The 21,204-nt window shown below is 46.8% G+C and carries 20 protein-coding genes; 14 read left to right on the forward strand and 6 right to left on the reverse strand.

What is annotated here, in order from left to right:
- Nucleotides 1–22 precede the first annotated feature (22 nt).
- Together ACKU41_RS15800 and ACKU41_RS15805 are read left to right on the forward strand one after the other, a co-directional pair.
- Nucleotides 23–1,075 (forward strand): tRNA(5-methylaminomethyl-2-thiouridylate) methyltransferase, encoded by a 1,053-nt coding sequence (locus ACKU41_RS15800; RefSeq protein ID WP_321402151.1) that lies wholly within the window; start codon nucleotides 23–25, stop codon nucleotides 1,073–1,075.
- A 263-nt stretch (nucleotides 1,076–1,338) separates the two neighbouring features.
- The gene (locus ACKU41_RS15805; RefSeq protein ID WP_321402153.1) at nucleotides 1,339–2,286 is read left to right on the forward strand and encodes a calcium/sodium antiporter; all 948 of its coding nucleotides are present in this window, start codon (nucleotides 1,339–1,341) and stop codon (nucleotides 2,284–2,286) included.
- A 79-nt stretch (nucleotides 2,287–2,365) separates the two neighbouring features.
- Here ACKU41_RS15805 and ACKU41_RS15810 read toward each other — a convergent pair whose 3' ends face one another.
- A complete protein-coding gene (locus ACKU41_RS15810) occupies nucleotides 2,366–2,572 on the reverse strand; it encodes a TOBE domain-containing protein (RefSeq protein ID WP_319778480.1) in 207 nt (68 codons plus the stop codon).
- 244 nt (nucleotides 2,573–2,816) lie between these two features.
- Here ACKU41_RS15810 and ACKU41_RS15815 point away from each other — a divergent pair, with 244 nt between their 5' ends.
- The 4 genes from ACKU41_RS15815 to rnr all read left to right on the forward strand — a co-directional run bounded on the left by ACKU41_RS15815 (nucleotide 2,817) and on the right by rnr (nucleotide 8,794).
- Nucleotides 2,817–4,265: an oligopeptide:H+ symporter gene (locus ACKU41_RS15815; RefSeq protein WP_321402155.1), complete on the forward strand. Its 1,449-nt coding sequence runs from the start codon at nucleotides 2,817–2,819 to the stop codon at nucleotides 4,263–4,265.
- 143 nt (nucleotides 4,266–4,408) lie between these two features.
- Nucleotides 4,409–5,140: a Bax inhibitor-1/YccA family protein gene (locus tag ACKU41_RS15820; protein WP_321402157.1), complete on the forward strand. Its 732-nt coding sequence runs from the start codon at nucleotides 4,409–4,411 to the stop codon at nucleotides 5,138–5,140.
- Nucleotides 5,141–5,300: 160 nt separating this feature from the next.
- Complete coding sequence (gene lpxK, locus ACKU41_RS15825) at nucleotides 5,301–6,380, forward strand: tetraacyldisaccharide 4'-kinase (RefSeq protein ID WP_321402160.1); 1,080 nt, start codon at nucleotides 5,301–5,303, stop codon at nucleotides 6,378–6,380.
- Between the two features lie 173 nt (nucleotides 6,381–6,553).
- Entirely contained in the window at nucleotides 6,554–8,794 is a 2,241-nt protein-coding gene (gene rnr, locus ACKU41_RS15830; RefSeq protein WP_321402162.1) for a ribonuclease R, read from the forward strand.
- Between the two features lie 58 nt (nucleotides 8,795–8,852).
- Here the strand turns inward: rnr and ACKU41_RS15835 are convergent, their stop codons facing one another.
- Nucleotides 8,853–9,152: a hypothetical protein gene (locus tag ACKU41_RS15835; protein ID WP_319778486.1), complete on the reverse strand. Its 300-nt coding sequence runs from the start codon at nucleotides 9,150–9,152 to the stop codon at nucleotides 8,853–8,855.
- A 162-nt stretch (nucleotides 9,153–9,314) separates the two neighbouring features.
- Here ACKU41_RS15835 and ACKU41_RS15840 point away from each other — a divergent pair, with 162 nt between their 5' ends.
- From ACKU41_RS15840 to ACKU41_RS15850, 3 genes are all read left to right on the forward strand, one after another.
- Nucleotides 9,315–9,971: a helix-turn-helix transcriptional regulator gene (locus tag ACKU41_RS15840; protein WP_319778487.1), complete on the forward strand. Its 657-nt coding sequence runs from the start codon at nucleotides 9,315–9,317 to the stop codon at nucleotides 9,969–9,971.
- 228 nt (nucleotides 9,972–10,199) lie between these two features.
- Nucleotides 10,200–10,367 carry a hypothetical protein gene (locus ACKU41_RS15845; protein WP_319778489.1) on the forward strand — a complete coding sequence of 56 codons (168 nt, stop codon included), beginning with the start codon at nucleotides 10,200–10,202 and terminating at the stop codon, nucleotides 10,365–10,367.
- A 363-nt stretch (nucleotides 10,368–10,730) separates the two neighbouring features.
- On the forward strand, nucleotides 10,731–11,441 hold the full coding sequence (locus ACKU41_RS15850) for a UPF0489 family protein (protein ID WP_321402167.1): 711 nt from the start codon (nucleotides 10,731–10,733) through the stop codon (nucleotides 11,439–11,441).
- A gap of 72 nt (nucleotides 11,442–11,513) precedes the next feature.
- Here ACKU41_RS15850 and ACKU41_RS15855 read toward each other — a convergent pair whose 3' ends face one another.
- Both ACKU41_RS15855 and ACKU41_RS15860 read right to left on the reverse strand, forming a co-directional pair.
- Nucleotides 11,514–11,852 carry a hypothetical protein gene (locus ACKU41_RS15855; protein ID WP_319778492.1) on the reverse strand — a complete coding sequence of 113 codons (339 nt, stop codon included), beginning with the start codon at nucleotides 11,850–11,852 and terminating at the stop codon, nucleotides 11,514–11,516.
- Between the two features lie 309 nt (nucleotides 11,853–12,161).
- On the reverse strand, nucleotides 12,162–12,743 hold the full coding sequence (locus ACKU41_RS15860) for a hypothetical protein (RefSeq protein ID WP_321402170.1): 582 nt from the start codon (nucleotides 12,741–12,743) through the stop codon (nucleotides 12,162–12,164).
- A gap of 81 nt (nucleotides 12,744–12,824) precedes the next feature.
- On the opposite strand from ACKU41_RS15860, the gene ACKU41_RS15865 reads away from it, so the two are divergent.
- Complete coding sequence (locus ACKU41_RS15865) at nucleotides 12,825–13,292, forward strand: hypothetical protein (RefSeq protein WP_321402172.1); 468 nt, start codon at nucleotides 12,825–12,827, stop codon at nucleotides 13,290–13,292.
- Between the two features lie 162 nt (nucleotides 13,293–13,454).
- Here the strand turns inward: ACKU41_RS15865 and ACKU41_RS15870 are convergent, their stop codons facing one another.
- Complete coding sequence (locus ACKU41_RS15870) at nucleotides 13,455–14,456, reverse strand: transporter substrate-binding domain-containing protein (protein ID WP_319778496.1); 1,002 nt, start codon at nucleotides 14,454–14,456, stop codon at nucleotides 13,455–13,457.
- Here ACKU41_RS15870 and ACKU41_RS15875 point away from each other — a divergent pair.
- The 3 genes from ACKU41_RS15875 to ACKU41_RS15885 all read left to right on the forward strand — a co-directional run bounded on the left by ACKU41_RS15875 (nucleotide 14,449) and on the right by ACKU41_RS15885 (nucleotide 19,659).
- Nucleotides 14,449–15,420, forward strand: coding sequence for an endonuclease/exonuclease/phosphatase family protein (locus tag ACKU41_RS15875; RefSeq protein WP_321402175.1), 972 nt, complete (start codon nucleotides 14,449–14,451; stop codon nucleotides 15,418–15,420). The genes ACKU41_RS15870 and ACKU41_RS15875 overlap by 8 nt on opposite strands.
- 136 nt (nucleotides 15,421–15,556) lie before the next feature.
- Nucleotides 15,557–16,618: an ABC transporter substrate binding protein gene (locus ACKU41_RS15880; protein ID WP_321402177.1), complete on the forward strand. Its 1,062-nt coding sequence runs from the start codon at nucleotides 15,557–15,559 to the stop codon at nucleotides 16,616–16,618.
- A gap of 20 nt (nucleotides 16,619–16,638) precedes the next feature.
- A complete protein-coding gene (locus tag ACKU41_RS15885) occupies nucleotides 16,639–19,659 on the forward strand; it encodes a response regulator (protein WP_321402179.1) in 3,021 nt (1,006 codons plus the stop codon).
- 6 nt (nucleotides 19,660–19,665) lie between these two features.
- Here the strand turns inward: ACKU41_RS15885 and ACKU41_RS15890 are convergent, their stop codons facing one another.
- The gene (locus ACKU41_RS15890; protein ID WP_319778502.1) at nucleotides 19,666–20,091 is read right to left on the reverse strand and encodes an iron-sulfur cluster assembly scaffold protein; all 426 of its coding nucleotides are present in this window, start codon (nucleotides 20,089–20,091) and stop codon (nucleotides 19,666–19,668) included.
- 182 nt (nucleotides 20,092–20,273) lie between these two features.
- On the opposite strand from ACKU41_RS15890, the gene ACKU41_RS15895 reads away from it, so the two are divergent.
- The gene (locus ACKU41_RS15895) at nucleotides 20,274–21,185 is read left to right on the forward strand and encodes a LysR family transcriptional regulator (RefSeq protein ID WP_319778503.1); all 912 of its coding nucleotides are present in this window, start codon (nucleotides 20,274–20,276) and stop codon (nucleotides 21,183–21,185) included.
- The last annotated feature ends 19 nt before the right edge of the window (nucleotides 21,186–21,204 follow it).

Raw genomic sequence — 21,204 nt, forward strand, 5'->3', positions numbered from 1 at the left:
AAAATGAAGGTACAGCCGCCCCATGAACAAACAGTATGACGCTTTGGCCCTGTTTTCAGGGGGCCTTGATAGTATATTGGCCTGTAAGGTAATTCAGGATCAGGGATTAAGGGTTCTTGGCCTGCATTTTATCACTCCTTTTTTCGGTAATCCTGAGAAGATAGAGCACTGGCAGGACATTTACGGGGTTGAAATCATGCCCGTTGATATCAGTGAAAAATATGTCCAGATGATGCTTGATGTGCCGGATCACGGCATGGGTAAACTGGTAAACCCATGCGTGGATTGCAAAATCATGATGATCAGCCATGCCAAATCCATGATGGAAGAATTCGGCGCAAAATTTATTATTTCCGGCGAGGTGACCGGGCAGAGACCCATGTCCCAGCGTCCGCCGACCCTGAACGCAATCCGCAACAGTTCGGAGACAGGGGATATCCTTCTCCGTCCGCTTTGTGCACAGTCTCAACCTGAGACTGCTGTTGAAAAATCCGGTCTGGTAGACCGTGAGAAGCTGCCAAATATTTTTGGCCGTGGCCGCAAAACACAGTTGCAGATGGCAAAGGATTACGGTTTCTCTGAAATCCCAACCCCTGCCGGAGGCTGTAAACTCACTGAGCAGGAGAATGCTGCCCGTTATTTTCCGCTCCTGCAGCGTATGACCGAAGCGGATGTAAACTCCTTTCAACTGGCAACTACCGGACGTCAGTTCTGGGCCGGTAACAAGATGCTTGTTGTAGGCCGCAACCGTAATGATAATGAGTGTATTGAAGATCTTTACGAAGCTGAGGATTATCTTTTCGAAGTTCGCGGTTTTCCCGGCCCTTTGAGCATAGGGCGTGCCTTTTGTGATGAGGAATGGATACAGCAGGAGATTCTTGATGCTGCAGCCATGACCGCATCTTTCTCTCCTAAAGCTGTGAAGTCCGGTGAGGAAGTTCATGTAGCCATTATCGGACCAGAAGGTGAAATGATTGTAAAAGTGACCCCCAATCGGGAAACTTACTTTGCGCGTCCGACTCTTGATGGATTGAAAGAATGGAAAAAAGAGCGGGGAGAAGCGAAAGAGAGTTAAAAAAGACTCCGGATGCTCTATAATAAAATTTTATTATGACTTGCCGCTTTGCATATATGAAGGGTGTTTCTGCAGAAGTTCTTTTGAATTTAACAATGACCTGCTATCCTAGCGAACATGTTGTTGTATGAGGTTTTGTTATTTCTGTTAGCGAAGCTTGATAAAAGTTTTTGGTATTCTTAAACCCTTTGCCAAAAGGGTTTAAGCCACCGGAGGCGAAATCTTTTGATCAAAAGCGCGTAGCGCATCAAAAAGGGTTTTAAATGCTTTCCAATATATTTTTCTTTGTCCTGAGTATTTTTCTGCTCTGGTTCGGTGCTGATTGGATTGTTGATTCTGCTTCCAAGATTGCCAAGAAATACAAGGTGGCCGACCTTGTAATAGGTTTGACCATTGTCGCTTTCGGCACATCCGCTCCGGAATTTCTTGTTACCGCTACGGCGGCGTTCAAAGGTCTTTCGGATATTTCCCTTTCCAATGTTGTCGGATCCAATATTTTCAACCTCGGTTTTATTCTGGGGCTGATGGCACTGATAAAACCTTTGCCGACCAACAGATCTTTGGCAATGCGTGACGCTCCTCTGCTGCTGGCAACCACGGCCATGATTCTGGGGCTGGCTTATTTTGATAAGCTGGACAGAGCTGCGGGAGTTACATTGCTGGCCATTCTGGGCGGGTACATAGGTTACCTGCTGGTGCACAGTAAGCGGGCCGCCAATGCCATGTCCGGGATTGTTCCGGAAGTGGAAGAGGATGACGGAACGCAACTGAGTTCCAAAGATTGGCTCAAGCTGCTGGTCGGGTTTATAGGAATTGCGCTTGGCGGTGAGTTCATGGTCGATTCCGCTTCAGCCATTGCCCGTCATTTCGGGGTTTCAAACTGGGTGATCGGCATGACCATCGTTGCTGCCGGGACTTCGTTGCCGGAGTTGGTTACCTGCCTTGCCGCTTCGCTTAAAGGCCGTAATGAAATGCTGCTCGGAAACCTTATCGGCAGTGATTTTTTCAACTTCGCAGGTGTGCTCGGCCTGACCTGCCTGATGCGTCCGCTTGATGTCTCTCCAGATGCATTGCCCGGACTGACCTTACTTGTAGGCATGGTCGCGCTGGTGCTTTTTTTCATCCGTACCGGTTGGAAGGTTTCACGCTGGGAGGGTGCTGTCCTGGTCGCCTTGAGCATAGGACGTTGGGTATTTGATTTTATGAGTTAGTTTTTTATCAAATAAAAAAGCGAAAGGCCTGCGGATAATTTTCCGCAGGCCTTCTTTTTGAAGCAGATTTTTGCCTGACTTATTTAGCTACCATAACGCTTGTAGCTTTGATCATGGCATTAATCTCTTGGCCTTCTTTGAGACCCATTTTTTCAACCGAATGTTTGGTGATGACAGATACGACTTCAACGTTCGGTGCAATCTCAACAACAACTTCAGCATTAACCATGCCGATGGTGAGTTTTTTGATCTTGCCGGGGATGAGGTTTCTTGCACTAAATTCCATAATAGTCTCCTTCTTTTATAATTAATAATATGCCATCTATGACTTAAATCTTACTTGGTCAAGTAACGACTTAAAAAAATTGAAGTCTGTCGCTCTAGTGGAGTGTTTGTTGTTTCAAAAATAACTCTTGTTTTTGGTAATGTCAGAGATCTGCGTCATGTTTTTATAATTTCTCGCATTTTATGCCCATCTGACGTATGAATGAAATAAATACAGATAAATTGCCCAGAAGAAGGAGTTCATGATGTCGCAGAGTTCAAGCGGTGCTTTCAGCCATCCCAAGCCATTTTATCTGCTTTTCTCCGTGGAGATGTGGGAACGGTTCGGTTACTATGGAATGCAGGCCCTTCTGGTTTTATTCATGGTCAAAAAGCTGGGGTTTACCGACCAGTTGGCAGACCAGACCTTCAGCGCTTTTGCAGCTCTCGTGTATGCTTTTATCTGCGCAGGTGGTTATATTGGTGATAAGGTTCTCGGTAGCCGCAGGACCATGTTTCTGGGAGCAATTGTCCTCGCTGCCGGATACGCATTGTTAGGCATTAACTGCGAAAAATTTCTTTATCCGGCACTTGGAATCATCATTGCCGGGAACGGTCTGTTCAAGGCGAACCCTTCGGCACTGGTTTCCAAGCTGTATGACAAGGGTGACTCCCGAGTAGACGGAGCCTTCACCTTATATTACATGGCAATCAATATCGGTTCTTTTGCAGCCATGTCGCTTTGCCCGATTATCCAGAAACATTACGGCTGGAATGCAGGTTTTCTGGTCTGCTTCATCGGTATGCTCATTGCTATCGGCAACTATATTGCCTTTCGCTCTGTTCTGGAGCCCGTGGGCTCGGAGGCAGATTTCGAGCCGTTGAACCTGAAGAAACTGTTACTGACCTTGATCGGCACGGTGGCTATTGCGGCGATGTCGGCTCTGCTATTGACTCATCTGACTCTTGCCCATGAGTTGCTTTATGCGGCTCTGCTTGTTGTTGCTGTCCTGTATGTACGTGAGATAATGCGTGCCGAACATCATGAAAAAGCCAACCTTGTCATTTGCTTGATCCTTATGGCCGAGGCGATTGTCTTCTTTGCTCTTTACCAGCAGATGCCTACCTCCCTGAACCTTTTCGCGGCGCGAAATGTGGACCCGTATATTTTTGGAATTCCGGTGGAAGCAGCATCCTTTCAGGCTTTGAACCCATTCTGGATTATGATCATCAGTCCTGTGCTGGCAGTGGTCTATGCCCGTTTGGATAAGGCGGGAAAGGATCTTTCCCTGCCCGGTAAATTTGCGCTCGGTATGCTTATGTGCTGTGCGGCGTTCATGACTCTTGCTTATGTCGCCAGATTTCAGGCGGATGCCAAAGGATTTGTGTCCGGTAACTGGCTGGTGATCAGTTACGGTTTTCAAAGTCTCGGTGAGCTTCTGGTCAGCGGGCTGGGATTGGCTATGGTCGCCCGGCTGACTCCGGAACGGTCCATGGGTTTTATGATGGGGGCGTGGTTTATGTTTCAATCTATAGCCATGGTCCTGGGTGGAGAGATTGCAACCATGGCCAGTGTGCCGGAGCATGGCATGACTGCATTGCAGTCTATCGATATTTATGATGATCTGTTCTTCAAGATAGGTGCTGCTACAGGAGCCATCGGGGTGGTTATGGCCGGATTTGTTCCGGTCCTTAAAAAGTATATTCAGGATTAGCGGGAGATTTTACCCCGTTTGAATTTGACCGAAAAGCCTTGATTCTGCTGGCTATGATGTTTATTTATACATTTGTAGCAGAAAACAAATACGGATGTGTTTCATCCTGTTTATGATTAAAAACGATTCCAAGGAGACTAATTATGAGTAGATTCGGTGCAGCCGGTTCCGTAAGTGCGAGACCGGAAGTCCTTAATGCATTTATGCGCGGCATTTACAGCTGGATGAGCGCGGGCCTTTTGGCAACCGCAGCCGTGGCATGGGTTACTCTTTCCACTCCGGCGGTTATGAACCTCGTGCTGGCCCAGAATCCTGAAACAGGAATGATCGCCCCGACCATGCTTTTCTGGGTTGCGGCAATCGGTGAAATCGGGCTGGTTTTCTATCTGAGCATGCGCATTTCCAAACTTTCATCCGGTGCTGCTACCGGGCTGTTCATGGCCTACAGCGCGTTGAACGGTTTGACCCTTTCCACTATTCTGGTGGCCTACACAGCGGCATCTATTTTCCAGACTTTCCTCGTTACCGCAGGAATGTTCGGAGCCATGTCCCTGTATGGCCTGACTACCCGTAAAGACCTTACCGGAATGGGGTCGTTCATGATGATGGGCCTGTTCGGTATCCTCATCGCCATGGTGGTGAACTTTTTCATGCAGAGTTCTGCGCTGAGCTTTGCCGTTTCCATTCTCGGTGTATTCATCTTCGCGGGACTGACAGCTTATGATTCCCAGAAGTTGAAAGATATGGGTGAGTACATTCCCGCTGACGATGCCACCGCAGTAAGACGCGGCACTATCCTCGGTGCATTGACCCTGTACCTCGACTTTATCAACATGTTCATCTTCCTGCTCCGTCTTATGGGTAACCGCGAGTAGTTGAGATAAATAGTACGTTTACAGGCACGCTCAAACCCCGTAGGGTTTGAGCGTGCTTTTTTAATGCCTCCGGCGGCTTAAACACTTTTCCCAAAAGGGTTTAAGAATCCCAAAACTTTTTATCAAGGCTTCGTCTGCCAGCTATTTAACGTCGCATTTTATGTTAAAGTTACACCAGCTACAGAATATTCTTAGCCCCATTCTGGCCCCAATTTCAAAGGGATACAGTGCGGTCATGTCCCGCCGTGCGGAGAAATATGTGCAGGGTGAATACGAGCGGTTTCGTCCTGAATGTCCATGTGTTTCTGTGGGGAATATCGGTTCCGGGGGCAGCGGGAAAACTCCCCTTGCGGACTGGCTGCTCAAGTGGGCGGAGCGGGAAGGACTGTTGACTGTTTTGCTTACACGTGGCTATGGGGCCAAGCCGGCGCAAATGCCGTATCTGGTGAATCGGCTGAGTCCGGTCCATGAGGCAGGTGATGAACCGCTCATGCTTGCTAACGGTAATCCTGAGGCTAAGATAGTGGTCGATCCGGTTCGTAAGCGTTCCGGTGCCTGGGCAACGCAGGAATTTCAGCCGGAACTGATGCTGCTTGATGACGGATTCCAGCATATGGCGGTGGAGCGCGATCTTGATTTCGTGCTGCTCACTCCTGATGATTTTACAACTGGCTGGGATAAGGTTATCCCCCGTGGCACATGGCGGGAGAGTCAGCTGGCACTGCAACGGGCGGATGTTTTTTTCGTGAAGAGCGGCCCGCAGACTTTTAACCAGATGCGCCCGCTGATAGAACAGAAGCTGGCTCGGTTCGGTAAACCGGTTTTTCAATTTGAACTGAAAGCAAAAGGTCTCAAGCTCCTCGGCACAGGAGAACAGCTCGGCTTTGGAAGTGAAAAATATCTGCTTTTTGCCGGAATCGGCAAGCCGGAAATATTGCATGAGGATGCAAAAAAATACATGGGCCGTGCCCCCGAAGAATTTATAATTTTCAAGGATCACCACTCATACACAGCACAGGACATGGAATTGATCCGCAGGAAAGCAGCGGCTGCCGGTGCAAAGCGGATTGTTTGTACCCCCAAGGACGTTGTGAAATTGACTAAACTCGGCTGTGAAGAATTTTATGTAATTGATCTGGAAGTAGAATTTAAAGAAACCGTTTTTTTTGATGACATAGAAGAAGTCCCCTTTGATAAGTGGTGGAATAAACAAAGATTAATAGACGCATTTAATAAATAAAAACGCACGCCTCCCTGAGATGGACGGAACCGAAACAACTAAAAAGGTTTTGGGATTCTTAAACCCTTTTGCAAAATGGTTTAAGCCCCCGGAGGGACTCCCGGTAGGGCCGGTGGAGGCGAAATCAAATCATTATAAAGCGCAATCGCGCATCATATAATTAGGAATTTAAAATGGGAAAAAAAAGAAAATCTAAGAATCCCGGTATGATTAAGCCTTACGAGGCTATGAATGTTTTTAAGCAGAGCCGCAAGCCCCTTTCCGCCGGTGAACTTGAGAAAAGGCTGGGGCTGACCAAGAGGCATCGCAAATTTGTAAAGAATATACTCAAAGACCTTGTGCGCGAGGGTAAAATCATCAAGATCGGCAGTGCTTACGGCGTTGTGGAAAAGATGAATATGGTCACCGGAAAGCTGCAGGTTCAGCGTTCCGGGGCGGCATTTCTGCTCCCGGACGATAAAAACCGCAAAGATATCTACATCCATACCAAAAATCTTCGGGATGCATGGCATGGAGACCGGGTTACCGTGGCGATTACCGGTTCCCATTGGGGCGGCAAACGCGAGGAAGGACGCGTGGTGCGTGTTATTGAGCGTGGAAAGCAGGTCTTCCCGGTGCGGGTGATCCGGCCCATGGGCGGTACGGCCCTGCTCTGCAACCCTACAGACCCGCGTCTGGATTTCGGTATTGTGGTCGAGCCTGAAGAGGCCGTTGCTGACGGGCCTGTACTGGATGATGACGGCAGGGAAATTTATCCTGCCGAGTCTGCTGAAGCAGCTGTGGATTTTACCCGGATTGCCAGGGGCGATATACTTTTGGTGGCACCGGGTGAACAGATTAATCCTTCTCTTTGGGAAGGGCGCATTCTGAAAATGCTGGGCGATGAAGACGATGCCATTGTACAGGAAGCAATAGTCAAGGCGAACCACGGCATTCCCACGGCTTTTCCGGGCAAGGTGCTGGCTGTCGCTGATGCTTTACCGGATGAACCCGAGGAAGATGATTTTGCAGAGCGCGAAGATATGCGCTCCATTCCTTTTGTGACTATCGACGGTGAGACCGCCAAAGATTTTGACGATGCCGTATTTGTAGAAAAGATCAATAATGGCTACCGTTTGCGGGTGGCTATCGCAGATGTAAGCCATTACGTTGCCATGGACTCTCCGTTGGACCGCGAGGCCCTTAAGCGTGGTAACTCTTATTATTTCCCCAAGTCCGTGGAGCCCATGTTCCCCGAAGCCTTGAGTAACGGACTGTGCAGCCTGAACCCTGACGTGAATCGTCTGGCTATGACCGCTACCATAGAGTTTGATAATGCAGGTGCTCCTGTTGGAGCTTCCTTTGTCCCGGCTGTGATTAAGAGTCACGCCCGCCTGACTTACGAACAGGTCTACAAAGGCGTCATTCTCCGTGAACAGGAGGAGCAGGAAGGTTTGGGAGCACTGCTGCCCATGCTTCAGTTATGTGAAGAGTTGGCGCGCAAGATCAACAAGCTACGCAAGGAGCGGGGCAGTCTGGAATTCGATCTTCCTGAGCCTGAAATCCTCTTCAATTTGCAGGGCAGAACTGTAGATATCCGACCCCGTTGTCGCAATTTTGCCCATCAGATTATTGAGGAATTTATGATTGCTGCCAACGAAGCGGTTGCAGAATTTCTGACTGAAAAAGAACTGGGCTGCCTGTACCGGGTACACCCCGGTCCTGATGAAGAAAAATTGACCAACCTGTTCAAGGTTCTGCGCAAAATCGGCATCAGTAAGCAGATTCCTGATCCGGTCACCCCGCAGACTTTGCAGGCTGTGATAGCGGATTCAGAAGGAACTGATCAGGAATATCTGGTCAGCCGGCTGCTTCTGCGATCGATGAAACAGGCCAAATATGAGCCTGATAATGAGGGACATTTCGGGCTGGCTTCAGAATGCTATTGTCATTTTACCTCACCCATCAGGCGTTATGCCGATCTGGTTGTTCATCGCTTGCTTAAGGTTGCGCTTGGTGACGGCCATCAGGCTATTCCCGGCCAGAAGCAGTTGGGACGTATCGGCAATGCTATCAGCGGCACCGAACGTACAGCCATGGAAGCTGAACGTGAAATTCTGAAACGGCTGACCATCATTTTTCTTAAAGATAAGGTTGGTGAAGAGTTTACCGGGGTTATTTCATCAATTGCGGAATTCGGATTCTGGGTGGAATTTCAAGAGGTAATGGCTGAGGGTATGGTCCGGCTTTCCTCGCTGGGTGATGATTATTACACTTTCTGGGCTGATCGCCAGATGATTGTCGGTGAACGAACAGGGCATGCTTTTCGTTTGGGGCAGAAAGTAACCGTCCGTTTGGAATCGGTCAGCCTTGAGTTGCTTGAAGCCAACCTTGCTCTGGTCGCAGGGGCCGAAGATTACAAAAAATACGTTTAAATAAGAAAGCCCGCTCAGGTTTTATTGGGCGGGCTTAATGATTGTATCGTAATCGAGCTTAGCGGGTGGCAATTTCTTCAAGTCGGCGGGCAATCTTGCAGAATAAGGTCAGCTCACACACTTTTTCATCAATTTCACACTGATATATGTCGTCGGCGTCGGCAATGGCGTTGAGTGATTCGTAGACCTTAACCAAAGTTTCGGGGGTGATCCGTCCGCATAGGTTGGTAATCATTTTTTTGAGTTCAACGGGTGCATCAGCAAGCAATGACAACTCAACTCCGGCATCACCGAAATCGAATTCAAAGTGCTCAACATATTTTGTAGCCAGATTTTTAATAATCAGGTCATTACTCATTGATAACTCCAAATACTATATCACCTAACTAGCTACATACATTACTACAAAGGTTTTTTTTTTGAAAGTCTTCTCTGTTTATAAAAATGGTTGCAGTATCGGTTTGCAGATGTTAAGTATAGATGAACTTTTTAGTTAAACAGTTGTTAATTTGAGGTGCCGATGCAAGCTAAGGATTTTGATTCATTTTTTGAAAGATTAAAAGAACAGACAGATATTTCCACTCAGGCCCAGTTGGCACGCGAGCTGGGTGTCGGCAGGGCGGCGGTTTCTCTGGTAAAAAAGAAAGGGGCAGTTCCTCCTCGCTGGATACTTGAACTTTCAGTACGTTATAATCTCGATTCAACCTGGCTGGAGTCCGGAGTAGGCTCTCCCAGGGCGGAAGTTAATGCTGCCGAATTTGCTGACGAATTTGCCCGTATCCCCAAGGTTGCGGCCCGCTTGTCTGCCGGTGGCGGTTCATTTGAGACCGGAGCTGAAATTGAAGGTTTTTATGCTTTTCGCAAGGATTGGATCGGCAGTAAGGGCAACCCCGCAGATATGGTATTAATGGAAGTTTATGGCAACAGCATGGAACCTGAATTGAAAGAAGGTGACATTGTGCTGCTTGATCAGTCCCGTCAGGATATATTGGCGGGGGGGATTTACGCTGTGGGAGTGGAGGATACTGTCATGGTTAAAAGAGTCGAGAAACGTCCCGGTCAGGTTGTGCTGCACAGTGACAACAGGGATTATGCCCCAATTCACCTTGGCGGAGATGAATTGGAAAACGTACGTGTTCTGGGACAGGTTGTCTGGGTTTCACGCGAATATCATTAGCTTTTTTATATATAGCGTTTTTAACGGCCTCCTTTGCGGGAGGTCTTTTTTTGGCTTCTGGTTTATAGTAACTTGATGTTTGATAAACTATTTGTGTAATTTTGTTGATCTGTGTTTATTTTAGGTTGACATAAGTGTTTTGCTGTGGTTAATTGTTGCTGTCACATGGCAAAGGGCGCTGGAAGGCGGTTGTTAACCTTAAACGGATTCACGAAACAGGAGTCAGTCATGCAGGAAAGATTTTGCAGGTGCGGTAACCGGGTTATGGTTCAGTATCACAGCAAAAAGAATGAAGCATGGTTCACCCGTTTCTGGGTTATGGGGAATACCTTCGGCAAGACTATCCGGGTCTGCCCGGTCTGCGGTTCCCCTCTTAATATAAATAGCCTTAAATAAGATTGCTGCCGGACTTATGCCTGTTTTGCCGGGCATAGGCCGTCTCCCCCTGTCGATGTTTTATCGTCAGGATATATTTCAAAATTTCCGCAGGCATCTCCCCTGTTGTCTGCTGGAATACAGCACCGTCTCATCTACACACTTAATCCATCTCTCATCATCATGGCAGGCTGTCCGTCGGGGGCAGCCTGTCGCATCCCCCTTCATAAGTGCGGTCTGAGCAGTAGAAATTCAGTACGAAAGTAATTTTATGAATGCCGTATCCTCATACATATGGTGTCTTGTTCAGGCTGGACCGGAACAGGACAGGCTGATACATATTGCGTGTTTTTCAGCTTCAGGTCTGACTTTTGGGAGGATAAAATGGGCGAATGGATCGTAGATTTTCAGGGGCGCAACCACTCCACAGCAATTAAACTTAATTTTTTGTGGAAGCAGGATAATATCTTTTTTATGGATAACCATCGCGCTGCATTGTGGTGCTGGTTGGAAAGTCTTAAGAAGAACGAGAAATTAAATCTGTTTCATGTAGACCGGCATTTTGATGCCTTGTTTTCGAAGCAGGATTATTCCCATTTCCCTCATGAAAACTTTGAACGTTTCGGGATCAGTGAGTACCTTGAATGCGGGTATGACAACGATTTTTTTGCGGTTACCCCGCTATTCCGCTGGGATAATTATCTGGGGCTGTTCATTGAAAAATATGGTGAGCGCATTGAGAACTGGGCCTTTGCCACTCATGGCAAGGGAACGACGCCGCATGCTGTCCGGTACGCAGCTTATGAGCCGTGGGAATTTCCGGCAGCTCTTGGAGGTTTGGAAGGAGACTGGATTTTTAATCTGGATCTGGATTATTTTTTCGGGCGTATGGCAGACGGAAAAATGGACCGCCTTTTTACTGATGAATATATCAGGGGCTGGGGTGCCGAGCTTCGTAAAGGGCTGGCTAGAGGTGCTATTAAAACGCTGACTGTGAGTTTAAGCCCTGAATGTGCTGCCGGATGGGCAGGAGCTGAGGCCGCTCTCGCAGTACTCAATGAAGGGTTGGAAATAGATTTTTCGTTGCCGGAATAGATTTGAAAACCCAAAGCCCCCATTAATCAGTAAGATTAGCGGGGGCTTTTGGGTTTTTATAAAGAAGACGAATCAGTCTCTGTTCCAGACTTTGAATTTGTGGTTGGCGAAGAATTCGGTATAAAGCTCTTCAGCCTTTTCTTTGAATTTATCATCATGCATGATCAGCACGCTCAGCGCTTCATATTTGAAATAGGCTACAACATCGTCCCAGTCTATTTCGTCCTTATCATTTTTAAAGCGAAATCCCTGCAGCCCGGGTTCAACCAGTTTTTGCGTCATGGGGTCATCCACACCCGCAGCTTTGAAAAAGTCGCAAATTTCTTTTTTTACATTATCCGGCCAGTCTGTTTCTCCCAGAGGGATGAGGTCCTGAAATTTATTTTCCTGGCCTTTTTTTAATATATACATTGCGGTCTCCATTTTTCAGTTTCTGACTTTCAAACTGAGTATGAAATAAAAGGAATTGTTTTTCAAGAATATCCAAGTCCCATCTGTATAGAATCGTATGTGGAAACCGGAAAGACATGAAGCGGACATGAAGTGACATAAAATTGTAACCTTTGCGACATGAATGGTTTGGTTCATGTGGTACTAATTACATCAACAACACTTCTGCATCTCTGAAGAAAATGTACCAGCCTCTTCCCAGCTGTTCCCTCTCCGGTCTTCCCTGACACCCGGACCGGAGGGGGGCACCGGGAGCCTGCCATATACTTCTTACTCCCGCTCCTGATCTGTTTTGATGAACCTGCCGATGATCTGCCCTGTTGCCGGATTGCGGGAGTCATCGTCGAATTCTGTTTTCAGGAAAGTCAGTGCCGAACAATCCGGTGAGAAGACCAACGTTCTGATCTGTGAATTCCCGCCATGTTCATATTCAATGATGTCGGTTACGTAAATGGTGTTGCCGGAAATTGTAACCGATCGGCGCACATCGTTTTTATCAAGCAGCCATGTTGTTTCATGATAGTTGCCGTTCTCAGGGATTATGTAGCTGTCGTAATGACTCTTTTCTCCTTTCTCTCCTGTCAGAATGCGCAGGCTTGCTTCTGCGCGGACCATTTTGCCTTTATAGTGAACCGTAACGTTTCCTTTGTACGTTCCTATAAAGCGGGAGTTGTCCTCCTCTTGAATTGTGATTCTTTCGGTGTCCTGCTTTTGTAGCGTCTTTTCTGGTGGTTTGTCCTGAAACAAGCCGTAGCGCGGACGTTTAAGGTCTTTTAGATGGTCCAATTCCTGCGCTTGGGCAGGATAAATGATGGATAACAGCAGTATAATTGCGATATATGTTATTTTCATGCGTAGAGCTCCGCAGTTTTGCTGGAGGGATTTGTTCATTCCATGTATTGTGTATTCATCATAAATTGGAGGACAAAGCTTATGGTTCGGTTTGTTAATTCGTTTTTGTTTTTATTGTTTACTGCAGGGCTTTTTGTTTTTGTACCCCATCTTCAGGCTGAAATGAAGATTACTCTTAAGGATGGAAAAGTTATTGAGGTTCCGGTGGCTGAAAGTGACGTTCAGTCAATTGAATACGGTGCTGTCCAGAATAATGATCCGGAGGTTTTCCCCGAGAAGTCAATAAGAATACAGAGCGCCAAGTACGGCAATATCAGTTTCGAACTGGAAGGAGAACTCGGCTATAAGCAGTATTTTTGTAATGCAAAAGAGGCATTGCTAAAAAAATGTGATGGTAAGGATAAATGCCGTATCATTGTCGGTTCCACTTTTTGCGGGGATCCTTATCCGGGTAAGGGTAAATACCTTTATGTGGAATACACCTGCGGTCAGAAAATGAAACGGGCAAAAAAGTCCCAGACAGAGGTTATGCTCTTGACCTGCCCTTGATTTGATAGCTGTTTCTTCGGTGGGTCCTATTTTTGCATTCCTAGACGAAGGCGAAAATTATTCCTGCTGGAGGTTTGCGTATGAGGAACATTTTGGCACTTGGGCTAGTATTGCTCAGTGGCATGTTGCTTTTAAATTCAGGTCTTGAGGTCTATCATTGCTTTATTCCCAAGAAGATTTCAGAATCTCAACCGGTCCGGTTGGTCCGGATCGAAGGTAAAAATTGCCCCCTTTATTATCCTGAGGGGCAGTAGGCAAAAAACACCCCCCTTCCTGTAATGCAGGGAGGGGGGTGTTTTTTAAAAAATTATTGAAATCATCCAGAAAGGTTGAATTTTTACGGTTAACCAGCAAGTGAAGTTTGTAGGCATAGAGAGGCTTTTCAAGCATCCTGAAGTCATCCATTGTATGGCTGCTTTCTTTAAGCAGATATGGCAGAGTTGTCTTGTTACAAATCGCCGCATCCACCCTTTTGTTGTACAAAAGTTCCAAAACAAGTTTTGTTGAGTATACAGGGTGTGTTTTTATAATCCCGTTTGAAAGATATTCATCCAGCGGCCCGTATGAGTTGCCATGCAGTACCGCAATGGTTCTGCCGGTCATGTGTTCCAGATCTGATGTTGTAAGCGTAGAATCTCTGCGCACCAGCAGATGGTCTTCTATGGTCCACATGGGAAGGGATATGTTATATCTTGATTTTGTTTCCTGACTGGTGAACATCGGAGAGGTAAGGGCAAAAGCGTCCGCTTCTCCGTTATTGATTTGTTTACCTATTCTTGCTCGTGGAAGACATCTATATTCTAATTTATAGTTTGAATACTGTTTCTGGAAATCCTCCAGCATATCAATAAATAGTCCGCGCAGGCTTTTTGAGGGTTCATTTTTACTCGTGACAGTGTAGAATGGAGGGAATTTATAGCCGAATATAATTTTTATATGTTGAGTATCGGTTTGGCCCGCATTTGCCTCGGCACAGGTAAATGCCAAAAGAGTACAGAAAATTAAGATCGTTTTTAGAAAGTTTGTATTCATTCTTTGGCGTAGGTCTGAGTAATTGTATGTTATATTAAACAGGTGGACCGAGTTTATGTATCCTATTTTTAAATTATTATCAGCAATTTTTTTATTTCTGATTATTCTGGTTGCCGGGTATTTCTTGATCAAATGGTTTTCGGCTTCCGATTACCGGATCGGGAAAATGAAGCAGGGGCAGGTGATTAAGTTTGAGACAGAATCCAGTATGGATTCCACTGAAAAAATGAATCTACGCGTTCTCAGCTATAACCTCGGATTTGCCGCCGGACCCGTGCAGCAGACTCTGGCTGATGAGCATCCGGAATCTTTTTTCATTGCTAATCTGGATAAGTTTATTGATCTGGTTAGAGCTGAACAGGCAAATGTTGTTCTTCTGCAGGAGGTGGACCTTGATTCCAAACGTTCCTGGTATATGAACCAACTGGAATACATAATGGGCCGTCTGGGCTGGGGATATGCTGCACCGGTGGTGGATTGGGATATGTATTTCCCGTTGCGAAAGGAGCGCAAGATTACCAAGGCCACAGTGGTTATCTCTAAATTCCCCATTGTTTCAAATGAGTATGTACAAACCTCCTGCAAGCCTAATTTTGAAAGCATGCTCCTGAACATTTTTTATTATCCGTTACTTTGGAAGTCCACCATGCAGCGGGTGGGGGTTGAAGTGGGCGGCAAGCGGCTGGACGTCTACAATGTTCATCTTTGTGTGTGGAACAGGGCGGCCCGCGTAGCGCAGGCTGAATACCTTTCCAAATGGGTAAACACGGCTAGCTCAGACCTGGATTACATTATAGGTGGAGATTTTAATTTTCAGGCATACATCAGGGGGACTCCTGTACCTTCGGTCGATTTAGCGAAGGCTCCATTCGTAAACGGATTTCGCGACAACTTAAACGGTAGTAAGGAAATTTTGAGCAGGCCCGGTGAATCAGCCGGCAGCATTCATCAAAATATTACCTTCGAAGAAAGGAAACATCGTTACGACTTTATCTTTTATTCAGCAGGGATGACCCTGAAGAATGCAAAAGTAATTACCGGGATAGATGCTTCTGATCATTTCCCTGTGTTTGGAGAGTTCAGTTTTATAGAATAGATTGTTTTTTTTGCTGATATAATTAATAATTTTGGGTAAGTGTGTTTTACTGTCTGTCCTGACGAAAAAATGTTATAGACATGTTCTACAAATAAAAAACATTATGCTGTGAATTTCTGTGGGGCGCGGGGGGCCAATGAAAAGAAATTATAGTTGTCTTGCCGTATTCATTTTTTTTGCGTTTTTAGTCTGCTGCTTTGCTTTTGCTCTGCCTGCACAGGCAAAAGATATCTTAATCGTTCACAGTTACGATCTGGATAATATTTGCGGTGCCCCCCAGCAACAGGGAGTATTGGAAAGTCTGGCCGAGGCCGGCTTCAAGGCCGGGAAAAATCTCACAGTGCATCAATATGCCATGAACACCAAAAAGGAAAATAACACTCCTGAACTTATGGCGAAGCAGGCTGCAGCTGTTCTTGAAAAAATCAAAAAAATCACCCCGGATGTTCTGGTGCTGCTTGATGATAATGCTTTCAGGACAGTGGGCCTAAAGCTTGTAGATAGTAAATTTAATATTGTTTTCAGCGGCATGAACGGTCAGCCGGAAGATTATGACCGCAAAGTGAAGTGGATGGATTCATGGTCGAAGCCGGGCCATAATATCACCGGAGTCTACGAGAAACTTCATTTTATAGAAGCCTGCATGGTTCAAAAGAAAATTATACCCGGTCTTGAAAAAATATTGGTGGTTACTGATAATTCTCCAACCGGGAGAGCTGTACTGAAACAGGTCCGAAAGGAAATGAACGAGGCCGGCAATGAATTAGGCATTGAATTTCAGATACGCATTGCTTCCACGTGGGAAGAATATGTGGAAATTATCAGACAGACCGGTACTGATTCATCCATCGGGACCATTTATCCGGCAGCGACCCTGCTTAAGGACCGCGATGGAAAAAGTCATTCAACATCAGAAATCATAAAATGGACCGTTGCCAACTCCATGATTCCGGGAATCCCGCTTAACTATTCCTTTTCCCGGCTGGGAATGCTCGGCGGAGTAGGGGTTGATTTCATTGCTATGGGCAGGCAGGCCGGGGTAATGGCCGCAGAAATCCTGAAAGGCTCTGCTCCCGGGGAGATACCGATCGAAGAGGCAGAGCGCTATGCGCTGGTTTTCAACTTGAACCGGGCCAAAGAGCTGGGAATGGATATTCCTACCGATATACTGATGGCTGCTGATGTTATTTACAAATAATTCGGATTCGTTTTGCTGAGATGAATAGCGCAACTTCCTATAAATTATCATCATTGGTGGCGTTCGCCATTTGTGGAATGGCTATTGTGACTGCCCTGGCTTTGGGCAGTGTTTTCTCATACAGTTATTTTAATACCCTTAAGGATGAATATCATGACCGGGTTCGTGCAGAGGGGCAGGAAGTAAGTCTTGAATTGTACAGCTTTCTGCACCGGGCCATGGGGCGTCTTGGTGAGTTGAGTAAGGATAACTCCATTCGGGTTGCCATTATGATGGGAGTTGATTATCCGCTTTCCGAAAAACTGTCCGAGTATGATCAGGCCCAACTGGGAATTGATTTTTTTGTCCTGCGTCAGGAGGATGAAAGGGTTTTTTCTTCCTCAGCCAGACCTTTCAACGAAGTTTATGTACGAAATGCGCTTGAGCATTCCCCGCATCGCTGTTCTTTCTGCAGGATAGGTGACGGCGGTTTTCTTACTGTTTTTTCCCTGCCAATCCGCAGTCGTTCGGAAGTTGTGGGAAGTGCCGCCTGCATGGTGGATTTTTCAAGGTCTGAGTTGCAGTCTATCTTCAGCAAATCGGATGTAAGCAGGATGGTTCTTTTCGAAAAGGGCCATGCTTATGATTTGCTTTCCGGAGAATCTTTGCCTTTTTCCATGGGGAAAAATGCAGGCGATGGCGATCTTGTGAAAGTCTCCTTTGATGATGATAAAAAAGGTGTGCTGTACCGCAGTGCATTGGTTCCGGGGCTGGCTTATTTTGTCTCAGATGCCCGCTTCAACGAATCATTACAGCGGACATTCTGGCTGCTGCTCCCTATTTTCGGGGGAATAATCGGCTTGTGTGTTCTTGTTTCACTTTATCTCAGCAGCATACTTACCCGTCCTTTGAGCAGCATAACTTCTTCTGCCGAGGAGATTTCAAATGGTCGTGAAGAAGATCTTCCTGACCGGGGAAGTCTCATCACTGAAATTAATGCTCTTGGCAAAGCCCTTTCGTCCATGCTGGAAAGTTTGCGTAAAACTAGAGGGCTGGAGCAGTATCAGTTCTTTTTTGACAATGTTGATGATCTGGTCTGTATTACCGATATTGATGGTTTTTTTCTGAGGATAAACAGTCGTGGTACTGATTCTCTGGGTTACGAATATGATGAGTTCCAGAAAAAAACCATTTTTGAGCTTGTTCCTGCTTATGAGCGGGACAGTCTGCGCGGAATTATGAACAGTCTTTTTGCAGAAAAAGGTTCGCGCCAGTTTGAGTGTCCGGTTATCGCCAAATCCGGTGAGATTCTATACACGGACGTGCGTTCCCGCCGGATAGCCTATCAAGGGCGGTACGTGCTCTTGAGTGTGGTGCGTGATGTAACCGACCGCAAGCGTGATGAGGAAGAGCTGCAACGCTATGCGACTGAGCTTCTGAAGGCCAAGGAAGTGGAAGAGAGAAATTCAGCCCATATGGCCGATACCCTGAAAAAGCTTGAAGAGGCCATGAGCCGAGCTGAAATAGCCAGCCGGACCAAAAGTGAATTCCTTGCTCAGATGAGCCATGAAATCCGTACTCCCATGAACTCGATTCTGGGTATGGCTGATATGCTTTCCGATACCAGGCTTACAGCGGAGCAGGAAAGTTATGTCTCGATTTTCAGGGATTCCGGTAAGGCTTTGCTGAGCCTCATAAATGATATTTTGGATCTCTCAAAGATTGAGTCCGGTAAACTGACTCTTGAAGATACAGAATTTAATATTGATGAGCTGGTTGATGAAGTCTCCGGTGTTATGTCTGTGAGTGCCTGGAAAAAGGGCCTTGTTTTCGCCTGCCATGTGGACCCGCTCTGTCCTGACCGTTTCAGCGGGGACCCGACACGAATCAAGCAGATTCTGCTCAACCTGCTCAGTAATGCCATAAAGTTTACTGATTCCGGTTCTGTGGTAGTTGAGATATTTTGTGACCCCGTTACAGAAGGACAGCCCATGCTGGACATGGTTGTAAGTGACAGCGGTATCGGGATTTCAGAAGAAAAACTTAAAATTATTTTTGAGAATTTCGTTCAGGCTGACTCTTCCACCACCAGAAAGTACGGCGGAACAGGGCTTGGTCTTTCTATCACCCGCAATCTGGTTGAGATGATGGGAGGGAATATCTCCGTACGTAACCTTCCTTCCGGAGGGGCGGAATTCAGGGCTCAAATTCAGGTCGGTCGGGTAGATACTCAGGAAACCGATGCCTCAAGAATCCGGTCCGTAATGCAGGATCGTGAAGTGCTGGTTATTGACGAACGTACACTGGTCAGGAGTTATATATGCACATGTCTTAATGAGTGGGGAGCTAAATGTGTGCATGCCGGTGATTTGAATTTTGCCTGTGTGCAAAGTGAGTCCTGCCGAAGCAATGCCGAACTGGTCATTATTTCAGACAAGCTTGGAGAAGAGGACGGACTGAGCGAGGTAGAGGCAATCAAGGCCCGGTTGAATAATAACAACCCTATGCTCTGCACCCTTTCCTCTTCTCCCGGAGTAAGTAGCAACAGTCCTGAGATCAATATGCTCTTCGGGGTTAAGAGCAGTGTTCGCTGGCCTGTGACCCGTGGTGGCCTGTTGAAGGCAATGCTGAATATTTACGGAGATACCGTTGTTTTGTCGGAAAAACAGGAACAGGTTCTCGACCTTAATCCATTGCGAATCCTCGTAGCCGAGGATTCGGAAAACAATCGCATACTCTTTGATTTTTTCCTGAAAGACACTCCTTTCAGGATTCGTTATGCCGGTGACGGCGATGAGGCCGTGCGCATATACCGTGAAAATAACTTCGACATGGTGCTGATGGATATCCAGATGCCCGGCAAGGACGGTCTGGAAGCTACCCGCGAAATCAGAGCTTATGAATTAGGAAACGGCTACCCGTCTACCCCGGTGGTGGCCCTGACGGCCAATTGCCGGGAGGAAGACAAAAAGCTCTGCCTTGAGGCCGGTTGTAACGGAGTCCTTTCCAAGCCGATTAAAAAAATCAGCCTGATTAAGGGTATTTTGAAATACAGTTCCTGAAGACTGTTATTTTTTGCCCAGCCAATTTCCCAATGCTTCCTGCAGGGCAGATGAAGCCAAATGGGCGCAGTGCGTTTTGTCTTCGGGCAGCCCTCCGAGTCTTTCAAGGATGTTTTCACCTCCGATTTCAGAAGCCTCATCAACGGTTTTGCCTGTACTCAGTTCACAGGCCATATCTCCGCTGACAATGCTGGGACCGCATCCGGTGGTGTAAAATGAAGCCTCGGTAATGACGTTGTTTTCTATCTTGAGGAAAATTTTGATCAGGTCGCCGCAGGTCCCCTTCATTTCTCCTACAGAGTCCGGTGATTCCATTATCCGGGCATAAGTCGGATTATGCCAGCGGGAGGTTTCCCTGCCGAACATACTGTGGGCTGCATCATCGCATTGTTGTTGAATATCAGTAAGAAGTGTGTCCAGATTCTCAATCATAAAAAAAGCTCCTTGTTGAAATAAGGCGAATTGAGGTTCGCTCAACCAGGAAAAAAATGCAATCAAACTTTTTACCGGTTTTAGAGCTTCTGACATTAATATTGTAATTATACAGGATTTATTGTTGAATAACAGAACGTCGGATGTTTTGCCGACTCCTTTCAGCTAACGGATTTGAGACTATGGAATTAAGGCAGCTCAGATATTTTGTCGCTGTGGCCGAGGAATTACACTTTGGCCGTGCGGCCCGCAGGGTGCATATTGCCCAGCCTCCTTTTTCGCAGCAGATCAAGGCGCTGGAAGAGGAACTCGGCGCGCGTCTTCTGGAACGTAACAGCCGCAAAGTCCGGCTTACAAGCGAGGGCAGGTATTTTTACAAGCAGGCCATGGATATTCTGGCTCAGGTGGAGGAGGCTTCTTCAACAGTAGGCAGGATGGCCAAGGGAGAATACGGGAATATCAGGGTAGGTTTCATGGAGATTGCCATGGACAGCCTGCTGCCCGAAGCCGTGCGTTCCTTCAGCCACAGGTATCCCGGTGTCTCGGTTCGTTTAAGCCAGTTCGGGGCTTCCATCCAGTTGGAGAGGATTCATACCGGTGAACTTGATGTAGGTTTTTCAACTGTGTACCTGCATGCCATGGAAGGGCTTTCCTCGGTTAAGCTGTTTTCAAAAAAACATGTGCTTGCCGTGCCCGAAGATCATATCTTTACTGCTCAAAAAAGCGTATCATTGAGTGATATTGCAGGGGAGAATCTACTCATGTTTCCAAGAACCGGGCAGCCGGACCTTTATGATTCCATCATGAAGGCCTTTGCCTCAAGAGGGCTTGTTCCGAAAGTCAGGCAGGAAATCTCCGGACTCTCCGGAGCTTCAGCCCTGATTTCATCGGGCATGGGCGTAACATTTCTTCCTGATAACAGCCGTGTTTCCCGGAAAGGTATTGCCATTGTCCCTATCAGTGACGAGTTTCCCTGCATGGATATCTATATGGTTTGGAACAGGGAGGATTACTCCAACACGGCAGGGGTTTTCATGGAATGGGTTGCTGACTATTTTTCCGTGTCCGGTGCTTTTGCCGGACTGGTCAGCTGATAGTTTTGTGGGTTGTTAA

The sequence above is a fragment of the Maridesulfovibrio sp. genome (genome assembly GCF_963678865.1).
GTDB lineage: Bacteria > Desulfobacterota > Desulfovibrionia > Desulfovibrionales > Desulfovibrionaceae > Maridesulfovibrio.

Excerpts from the sequence above, each read along its gene's own strand:
- ACKU41_RS15850 (WP_321402167.1), top strand. The coding sequence starts at position 10,731 with ATGGGCGAATGGATCGTAGATTTTCAGGGGCGCAACCACTCCACAGCA.
- ACKU41_RS15800 (WP_321402151.1), top strand. The coding sequence starts at position 23 with ATGAACAAACAGTATGACGCTTTGGCCCTGTTTTCAGGGGGCCTTGAT.
- ACKU41_RS15845 (WP_319778489.1), top strand. The coding sequence starts at position 10,200 with ATGCAGGAAAGATTTTGCAGGTGCGGTAACCGGGTTATGGTTCAGTAT.
- lpxK (WP_321402160.1), top strand. The coding sequence starts at position 5,301 with ATGTTAAAGTTACACCAGCTACAGAATATTCTTAGCCCCATTCTGGCC.
- ACKU41_RS15815 (WP_321402155.1), top strand. The coding sequence starts at position 2,817 with ATGTCGCAGAGTTCAAGCGGTGCTTTCAGCCATCCCAAGCCATTTTAT.
- ACKU41_RS15880 (WP_321402177.1), top strand. The coding sequence starts at position 15,557 with ATGAAAAGAAATTATAGTTGTCTTGCCGTATTCATTTTTTTTGCGTTT.
- ACKU41_RS15855 (WP_319778492.1), bottom strand. The coding sequence starts at position 11,852 with ATGTATATATTAAAAAAAGGCCAGGAAAATAAATTTCAGGACCTCATC.
- ACKU41_RS15895 (WP_319778503.1), top strand. The coding sequence starts at position 20,274 with ATGGAATTAAGGCAGCTCAGATATTTTGTCGCTGTGGCCGAGGAATTA.
- ACKU41_RS15835 (WP_319778486.1), bottom strand. The coding sequence starts at position 9,152 with ATGAGTAATGACCTGATTATTAAAAATCTGGCTACAAAATATGTTGAG.
- rnr (WP_321402162.1), top strand. The coding sequence starts at position 6,554 with ATGGGAAAAAAAAGAAAATCTAAGAATCCCGGTATGATTAAGCCTTAC.
- ACKU41_RS15840 (WP_319778487.1), top strand. The coding sequence starts at position 9,315 with ATGCAAGCTAAGGATTTTGATTCATTTTTTGAAAGATTAAAAGAACAG.
- ACKU41_RS15865 (WP_321402172.1), top strand. The coding sequence starts at position 12,825 with ATGGTTCGGTTTGTTAATTCGTTTTTGTTTTTATTGTTTACTGCAGGG.
- ACKU41_RS15860 (WP_321402170.1), bottom strand. The coding sequence starts at position 12,743 with ATGAAAATAACATATATCGCAATTATACTGCTGTTATCCATCATTTAT.
- ACKU41_RS15805 (WP_321402153.1), top strand. The coding sequence starts at position 1,339 with ATGCTTTCCAATATATTTTTCTTTGTCCTGAGTATTTTTCTGCTCTGG.
- ACKU41_RS15820 (WP_321402157.1), top strand. The coding sequence starts at position 4,409 with ATGAGTAGATTCGGTGCAGCCGGTTCCGTAAGTGCGAGACCGGAAGTC.
- ACKU41_RS15890 (WP_319778502.1), bottom strand. The coding sequence starts at position 20,091 with ATGATTGAGAATCTGGACACACTTCTTACTGATATTCAACAACAATGC.
- ACKU41_RS15810 (WP_319778480.1), bottom strand. The coding sequence starts at position 2,572 with ATGGAATTTAGTGCAAGAAACCTCATCCCCGGCAAGATCAAAAAACTC.
- ACKU41_RS15885 (WP_321402179.1), top strand. The coding sequence starts at position 16,639 with ATGAATAGCGCAACTTCCTATAAATTATCATCATTGGTGGCGTTCGCC.